Consider the following 2828-nt stretch of genomic DNA (forward strand, 5'->3'; position numbering starts at 1 on the left):
GCGGGTCCGCTCCCACTACAATCGCGCCTTCATCCGCCTGCTCTACGGACTGCGGCGCGTGCCCTTCGCCCTGCTGCACTTCGTCCTGGAGCTGATCCCGATCGCCGGCTTCGCGCTCGTGGCCTTCGGGTTCGAGTTCTTCGGCCTGATCCGCCTCGACGCAAGCCATGTCGTGGTGCGGTCGGCGGTCACCGCCTTCGCCGTGGGCGGGGTGATGTTCGCCGTGATCTACACCGCCTTCGCCCCCGGCCGCCCCGCGTTGCGGCCGGTGCTGATCGGCGACGATGTGGCCGAGGTCTCGGCCTTCTGGCTGCGGCTGATGGTGGTGATGGGCGCCTGGGGCTTCGCCGGGCTGAACGTGGCGCAGACGCTGGGCATGCCGTTCTACAGCGCCGCGGCCATGTCGAAGCTGCTCGTCCTCGCGGAGCACACGGCGCTGGCCGTCCTGATCTGGCGCGTGCGCCACGACGTCGCCCGCCACCTGCAACCGCCGCGGCGGATCGGCGGCGAGCTGTATCGCCTGCTCGCGGCGCTCGGGCGGGCCTGGTGGGTGGTCGCGATCTTCATCGACTACGCGCTGTGGTTCGTCTGGGCAGCGCAGCTCAAGGACGGGTATGTCCGCCTCTGCACCCTGCTGATCGAGACGGTGGCCGTCGCCATCGGCGCGCGGCTGCTGTCGGTGGCGCTGCTCGGCGGCATGGAGCGGATGCTGCGCGCCGTGCCCGACCGGGACGAGACGTCGCCCTGGTACCTGCGGCGGGCGGAGCGGTACTACCCGAGCGTGCGTCGTCTCGTCGCCGCCGCCGTGCTCGCGGTGGCGTCGATCGCGCTGTTGCAGGTCTGGGGCCTTCACGCCTTCAGCTGGTTCGCCGACGGCTCGCTCGGCGGCCGCGTCCTGTCGGCCGTGTTCGCCATGATGGCGGCGTTGCTGGTCGGTGTCCTGGCGTGGGAGCTGGCCAACGGCGCGATCGAGCGTCACATGGACCGGCTGTCGCACGACCCGGCCGGCGGCGCCGCCCGGCTGGCACGGGCGCGCACCCTGACGCCGATCCTGCGCGTCGTCATCTTCAGCTTCATCGCCGCGGTGCTGGTGCTGACCATCCTGTCGGAAATCGGCGTCAACATCGCGCCCCTGCTGGGCGGCGCCGGCATCATCGGCGTGGCCATCGGCTTCGGCTCGCAGAAACTGGTGCAGGACTTCATCACCGGCATGTTCCTGCTGCTGGAGAACACGATGCAGGTGGGCGACTGGGTGACGCTCGGCGGCCTGTCCGGCTCGGTGGAACAGCTGTCGATCCGGACCATCCGCCTGCGCGCCGGCGACGGGTCGCTGCATGTCATTCCGTTCTCGTCGGTCAGCACGGTCACCAACAACAACCGCGGCCTCGGCAACGTGCCGGTCAGCGTCGATATCGCGCCGGATCAGGACACCGACCGGGTGGCGGAGACGCTGAAGGCGATCGCGGCGGAGCTGCGCGCCGACCCCGCCTTCGGCCGCGGCATGCTGAGCGATCTGCAATACTGGGGCGTGGACAAGGTGACGACGCAGGCGGTGACCCTGGTCGGGCAGATCGTCTGCACCGACACCGCGCGCTATGGCGTGCAGCGTGAGTTCAACCGCCGCCTCAAGCGCCGGTTCGAGGCGGACGGCATCCGCCTCGCGGCGCCGATCCAGATCGTCCGCATCGTCCCGCCGCCCGAGGTGCCGGGCCAGGACCAGCCGGAGGGCGACCGCGACGGCGGGCCGGACAACGGTCGCGACCCGCGTTCCGGCGCGCGGTGGAGCGGGGCGGGGCCGCGCCCGGCGACGCCGAACTAGCCGCGCAGCCAGTCGCGCAGCGCCGGCAGGTTGACCACCCCGCCCGCCGGCGCCCGCCCGGCGAGCGCCCGGCAGGGCTGATCCGGCTCGCCGAGATGATCCAGCACCGCGAGGGCGCCCGTGAAGCGCTGGTCGTCGGTGTAGCGGCTGACCGTGACCAGGGTCGGCAGCCCGGCGGCGCGCGCGGCCTCCAGGCCGTTGACGGAATCCTCGAACGCGACGCTGCGCGCCGGATCGACGCCGAGCCGGTCGAGCACGTGGCGATAGATGTCCGGCGCCGGCTTCTTGCGCGCGACCATGTCGCCCGCCCCGATCGCCGCGAACCATCCGGGCGCCCCGGCGCCCAAGGTCGCGCGCAGCAGGCTTTCGACGTTGGCGAGGCTGGTCGTGGTGGCGATCGCGAGCGGGATACCCGCCGCCCGCGCCTGGTTGATCAGCCGCGCGATCCCGGGCCGCAGGCCGAGCCGCCCGCCATCCACATGCGCGACATACAGCGCCGTCTTGCGCGCGTGCAGCCGCGCGATCGCCGGATCGTCGAGGACCGACAGGCCGGCCAGTTCCTGGTGGAAGCGGATGCGCTCCTTCCCCCCCGTCACGTCGAGCAGCCGCCGGTAGCGGGCCTGATCCCAGTGCCAGTCCAGCCCCGCCTCGGCGAAGGCCTCGTTGAAGGCATGGCGATGCGCCTCCTCGGTCTCGGCGAGGGTGCCGTCGACGTCGAAGATCAGCGCGGCGGGGAGATCGGCGTCGGGCATGCTGGCATCTCCGTCATCAAACGTCGCAGTGTGTTACGCGACGCAAGCCCGCCCCATGGCAACCGTCAACCGTTCGCGGAATTATGATCGGGCGCGCCGCTCCGGCGCCGCCCGACCCGCCCGATCAAGGAGCCGACATCCCCTCATGCGCCCGACCCTCAAGCGTGCCTGCGCCATCGCCCTGCTGCTGCTCGCGCCGCTCGCCCTCGGCGGCTGCATCGTCGTGCAGCATCCGCGCCCGGGCTATTGCTATTACC

Annotated in this window: 2 protein-coding genes; one reads left to right on the forward strand and one right to left on the reverse strand. The window is 71.7% G+C overall.

Features of this window, described 5'->3' with window-relative positions; genetic code table 11:
* Positions 1 to 1819 (forward strand): mechanosensitive ion channel domain-containing protein (locus B8460_RS05585; RefSeq protein ID WP_048860595.1); only part of this gene is annotated, 1819 nt, incomplete at its 5' end.
* Here the strand turns inward: B8460_RS05585 and B8460_RS05590 are convergent.
* Positions 1816 to 2571, reverse strand: coding sequence for an HAD-IA family hydrolase (locus tag B8460_RS05590; protein WP_048860596.1), 756 nt, complete (start codon positions 2569 to 2571; stop codon positions 1816 to 1818). The genes B8460_RS05585 and B8460_RS05590 overlap by 4 nt on opposite strands.
* Between the last annotated feature and the right edge of the window lie 257 nt (positions 2572 to 2828).

It is taken from the genome of Acidisphaera rubrifaciens HS-AP3 (assembly GCF_000964365.1).
GTDB classification, from domain to species: domain Bacteria; phylum Pseudomonadota; class Alphaproteobacteria; order Acetobacterales; family Acetobacteraceae; genus Acidisphaera; species Acidisphaera rubrifaciens.

Bases quoted from the DNA above. Each gene is read 5' to 3' on its own strand.
- B8460_RS05590 (WP_048860596.1), bottom strand. From the start codon at position 2,571: ATGCCCGACGCCGATCTCCCCGCCGCGCTGATCTTCGACGTCGACGGC.